The organism is Pseudomonas sp. TREG-RG-20F-10-E-6-01 (assembly GCF_022662455.1).
Lineage (GTDB): Bacteria > Pseudomonadota > Gammaproteobacteria > Pseudomonadales > Pseudomonadaceae > Aquipseudomonas.
In genome coordinates, this window is record NZ_JAKNQP010000027.1 from 1 (window position 1) to 5,475 (window position 5,475).

The window sequence follows — 5,475 nt, forward strand, 5'->3', positions numbered from 1 at the left end:
AATTCGCCTCCCGCTAACGAGAGATCGGAAGCGCAAGTGGTTGAAGTTGTTGAAGAAATCTTCGAAAACTTCTGAAAATAATCACTTGACAGCAAATGAGGCTGCTGTAGAATGCGCGCCTCGGTTGAGACGAAAGATCTTAACCAACTGCTCTTTAACAACTGAATCAAGCAATTCGTGTGGGTGCTTGTGGAGTCAGACTGATAGTCAACAAGATTATCAGCATCACAAGTTACTCCGCGAGAAATCAAAGATGTAACCAACGATTGCTGAGCCAAGTTTAGGGTTTCTTAAAAACCCAAAGATGTTTGAACTGAAGAGTTTGATCATGGCTCAGATTGAACGCTGGCGGCAGGCCTAACACATGCAAGTCGAGCGGTAGAGAGAAGCTTGCTTCTCTTGAGAGCGGCGGACGGGTGAGTAATGCCTAGGAATCTGCCTGGTAGTGGGGGATAACGTTCGGAAACGGACGCTAATACCGCATACGTCCTACGGGAGAAAGCAGGGGACCTTCGGGCCTTGCGCTATCAGATGAGCCTAGGTCGGATTAGCTAGTTGGTGAGGTAATGGCTCACCAAGGCGACGATCCGTAACTGGTCTGAGAGGATGATCAGTCACACTGGAACTGAGACACGGTCCAGACTCCTACGGGAGGCAGCAGTGGGGAATATTGGACAATGGGCGAAAGCCTGATCCAGCCATGCCGCGTGTGTGAAGAAGGTCTTCGGATTGTAAAGCACTTTAAGTTGGGAGGAAGGGCATTAACCTAATACGTTGGTGTTTTGACGTTACCGACAGAATAAGCACCGGCTAACTCTGTGCCAGCAGCCGCGGTAATACAGAGGGTGCAAGCGTTAATCGGAATTACTGGGCGTAAAGCGCGCGTAGGTGGTTTGTTAAGTTGGATGTGAAATCCCCGGGCTCAACCTGGGAACTGCATTCAAAACTGACTGACTAGAGTATGGTAGAGGGTGGTGGAATTTCCTGTGTAGCGGTGAAATGCGTAGATATAGGAAGGAACACCAGTGGCGAAGGCGACCACCTGGACTAATACTGACACTGAGGTGCGAAAGCGTGGGGAGCAAACAGGATTAGATACCCTGGTAGTCCACGCCGTAAACGATGTCAACTAGCCGTTGGAAGCCTTGAGCTTTTAGTGGCGCAGCTAACGCATTAAGTTGACCGCCTGGGGAGTACGGCCGCAAGGTTAAAACTCAAATGAATTGACGGGGGCCCGCACAAGCGGTGGAGCATGTGGTTTAATTCGAAGCAACGCGAAGAACCTTACCAGGCCTTGACATCCAATGAACTTTCTAGAGATAGATTGGTGCCTTCGGGAACATTGAGACAGGTGCTGCATGGCTGTCGTCAGCTCGTGTCGTGAGATGTTGGGTTAAGTCCCGTAACGAGCGCAACCCTTGTCCTTAGTTACCAGCACGTAATGGTGGGCACTCTAAGGAGACTGCCGGTGACAAACCGGAGGAAGGTGGGGATGACGTCAAGTCATCATGGCCCTTACGGCCTGGGCTACACACGTGCTACAATGGTCGGTACAGAGGGTTGCCAAGCCGCGAGGTGGAGCTAATCCCATAAAACCGATCGTAGTCCGGATCGCAGTCTGCAACTCGACTGCGTGAAGTCGGAATCGCTAGTAATCGCGAATCAGAATGTCGCGGTGAATACGTTCCCGGGCCTTGTACACACCGCCCGTCACACCATGGGAGTGGGTTGCACCAGAAGTAGCTAGTCTAACCTTCGGGAGGACGGTTACCACGGTGTGATTCATGACTGGGGTGAAGTCGTAACAAGGTAGCCGTAGGGGAACCTGCGGCTGGATCACCTCCTTAATCGACGACATCAGCTGCTCCATAAGTTCCCACACGAATTGCTTGATTCATTGAAGAAGACGATAAAGAAGCAGCCCGAAATTGGGTCTGTAGCTCAGTTGGTTAGAGCGCACCCCTGATAAGGGTGAGGTCGGCAGTTCGAATCTGCCCAGACCCACCAATTTTGTGTGGGAAACGCCTGTAGAAATACGGGGCCATAGCTCAGCTGGGAGAGCGCCTGCCTTGCACGCAGGAGGTCAACGGTTCGATCCCGTTTGGCTCCACCACTACTGCTTCTGAAAGTTTTGAAAGCTTAGAAATGAGCATTCCATCCAAGTGATGGTGAATGTTGATTTCTAGTCTTTGATTAGATCGTTCTTTAAAAATTTGGGTATGTGATAGAAAGATAGACTGAACGTTACTTTCACTGGTAACGGATCAGGCTAAGGTAAAATTTGTGAGTTACTCGTAATTGAGTATTATCGAATTTTCGGCGAATGTTGTCTTCACAGTATAACCAGATTGCTTGGGGTTATATGGTCAAGTGAAGAAGCGCATACGGTGGATGCCTTGGCAGTCAGAGGCGATGAAAGACGTGGTAGCCTGCGAAAAGCTTCGGGGAGTCGGCAAACAGACTTTGATCCGGAGATGTCTGAATGGGGGAACCCAGCCATCATAAGATGGTTACCTTACACTGAATACATAGGTGTAAGGGGCGAACCAGGGGAACTGAAACATCTAAGTACCCTGAGGAAAAGAAATCAACCGAGATTCCCTTAGTAGTGGCGAGCGAACGGGGACTAGCCCTTAAGTGGCTTTGAGATTAGCGGAACGCTCTGGAAAGTGCGGCCATAGTGGGTGATAGCCCTGTACGCGAAAATCTCTTAGTCATGAAATCGAGTAGGACGGAGCACGAGAAACTTTGTCTGAATATGGGGGGACCATCCTCCAAGGCTAAATACTACTGACTGACCGATAGTGAACTAGTACCGTGAGGGAAAGGCGAAAAGAACCCCGGAGAGGGGAGTGAAATAGATCCTGAAACCGTATGCGTACAAGCAGTGGGAGCAGACTTTGTTCTGTGACTGCGTACCTTTTGTATAATGGGTCAGCGACTTATTTTCAGTGGCGAGCTTAACCGAATAGGGGAGGCGTAGCGAAAGCGAGTCTTAATAGGGCGTCTAGTCGCTGGGAATAGACCCGAAACCGGGCGATCTATCCATGGGCAGGTTGAAGGTTGGGTAACACTAACTGGAGGACCGAACCGACTACCGTTGAAAAGTTAGCGGATGACCTGTGGATCGGAGTGAAAGGCTAATCAAGCTCGGAGATAGCTGGTTCTCCTCGAAAGCTATTTAGGTAGCGCCTCATGTATCACTGTAGGGGGTAGAGCACTGTTTCGGCTAGGGGGTCATCCCGACTTACCAAACCGATGCAAACTCCGAATACCTACAAGTGCCGAGCATGGGAGACACACGGCGGGTGCTAACGTCCGTCGTGAAAAGGGAAACAACCCAGACCGTCAGCTAAGGTCCCAAAGTTATGGTTAAGTGGGAAACGATGTGGGAAGGCTTAGACAGCTAGGAGGTTGGCTTAGAAGCAGCCACCCTTTAAAGAAAGCGTAATAGCTCACTAGTCGAGTCGGCCTGCGCGGAAGATGTAACGGGGCTCAAACCATACACCGAAGCTACGGGTATCACGTAAGTGATGCGGTAGAGGAGCGTTCTGTAAGCCTGTGAAGGTGAGTTGAGAAGCTTGCTGGAGGTATCAGAAGTGCGAATGCTGACATGAGTAACGACAATGGGTGTGAAAAACACCCACGCCGAAAGACCAAGGTTTCCTGCGCAACGTTAATCGACGCAGGGTTAGTCGGTCCCTAAGGCGAGGCTGAAAAGCGTAGTCGATGGAAAACAGGTTAATATTCCTGTACTTCTGGTTATTGCGATGGAGGGACGGAGAAGGCTAGGCCAGCTTGGCGTTGGTTGTCCAAGTTTAAGGTGGTAGGCTGAGATCTTAGGTAAATCCGGGATCTTAAGGCCGAGAGCTGATGACGAGTTAACTTTTAGTTAACGAAGTGGTTGATGCCATGCTTCCAAGAAAAGCTTCTAAGCTTCAGGTAACCAGGAACCGTACCCCAAACCGACACAGGTGGTTGGGTAGAGAATACCAAGGCGCTTGAGAGAACTCGGGTGAAGGAACTAGGCAAAATGGCACCGTAACTTCGGGAGAAGGTGCGCCGGTGAGGGTGAAGGACTTGCTCCGTAAGCTCATGCCGGTCGAAGATACCAGGCCGCTGCGACTGTTTATTAAAAACACAGCACTCTGCAAACACGAAAGTGGACGTATAGGGTGTGACGCCTGCCCGGTGCCGGAAGGTTAATTGATGGGGTTAGCTAACGCGAAGCTCTTGATCGAAGCCCCGGTAAACGGCGGCCGTAACTATAACGGTCCTAAGGTAGCGAAATTCCTTGTCGGGTAAGTTCCGACCTGCACGAATGGCGTAACGATGGCGGCGCTGTCTCCACCCGAGACTCAGTGAAATTGAAATCGCTGTGAAGATGCAGTGTATCCGCGGCTAGACGGAAAGACCCCGTGAACCTTTACTATAGCTTTGCACTGGACTTTGAATTTGCTTGTGTAGGATAGGTGGGAGGCTTTGAAGCGTGGACGCCAGTCTGCGTGGAGCCAACCTTGAAATACCACCCTGGCAACTTTGAGGTTCTAACTCAGGTCCGTTATCCGGATCGAGGACAGTGTATGGTGGGTAGTTTGACTGGGGCGGTCTCCTCCTAAAGAGTAACGGAGGAGTACGAAGGTGCGCTCAGACCGGTCGGAAATCGGTCGTAGAGTATAAAGGCAAAAGCGCGCTTGACTGCGAGACAGACACGTCGAGCAGGTACGAAAGTAGGTCTTAGTGATCCGGTGGTTCTGTATGGAAGGGCCATCGCTCAACGGATAAAAGGTACTCCGGGGATAACAGGCTGATACCGCCCAAGAGTTCATATCGACGGCGGTGTTTGGCACCTCGATGTCGGCTCATCACATCCTGGGGCTGAAGCCGGTCCCAAGGGTATGGCTGTTCGCCATTTAAAGTGGTACGCGAGCTGGGTTTAGAACGTCGTGAGACAGTTCGGTCCCTATCTGCCGTGGACGTTTGAGATTTGAGAGGGGCTGCTCCTAGTACGAGAGGACCGGAGTGGACGAACCTCTGGTGTTCCGGTTGTCACGCCAGTGGCATTGCCGGGTAGCTATGTTCGGAATAGATAACCGCTGAAAGCATCTAAGCGGGAAACTAGCCTCAAGATGAGATCTCACTGGAACCTTGAGTTCCCTGAAGGGCCGTCGAAGACTACGACGTTGATAGGTTGGGTGTGTAAGCGCTGTGAGGCGTTGAGCTAACCAATACTAATTGCCCGTGAGGCTTGACCATATAACACCCAAGCAATTTGCTTGCTTCGAGCTGAAAAGCAAAAGAGCACCAGATTGCGGTGTGTGAAGACGAAATGAACCGAAAGTTCGAACCTCACAAAACACCGAAAGCTGTCACATACCCAATTTGCTGAAGCGAGACCGCATGGTCACGACTCAGTACCCGAATTTCTTGACGACCATAGAGCATTGGAACCACCTGATCCCATCCCGAACTCAG

Annotated in this window: 2 tRNA genes and 2 rRNA genes; all 4 read left to right on the forward strand. The window is 50.9% G+C overall.

The features are described 5' to 3' along the window. The first annotated feature begins 310 nt into the window (after positions 1-310). The 4 genes from L8K08_RS30025 (at position 311) to L8K08_RS30040 (ending at position 5,256) form a co-directional block, all read left to right on the forward strand. Positions 311-1,847, forward strand: a 16S ribosomal RNA gene (locus L8K08_RS30025). An 83-nt stretch (positions 1,848-1,930) separates the two neighbouring features. Beyond that, a tRNA-Ile gene (locus L8K08_RS30030) sits at positions 1,931-2,007 on the forward strand. 30 nt (positions 2,008-2,037) lie between these two features. Beyond that, positions 2,038-2,113 (forward strand) — tRNA-Ala (locus L8K08_RS30035). Between the two features lie 251 nt (positions 2,114-2,364). Then, positions 2,365-5,256, forward strand: a 23S ribosomal RNA gene (locus tag L8K08_RS30040). The 16S and 23S rRNA genes sit together here with 2 tRNA genes alongside, the layout of an rRNA operon. The last annotated feature ends 219 nt before the right edge of the window (positions 5,257-5,475 follow it).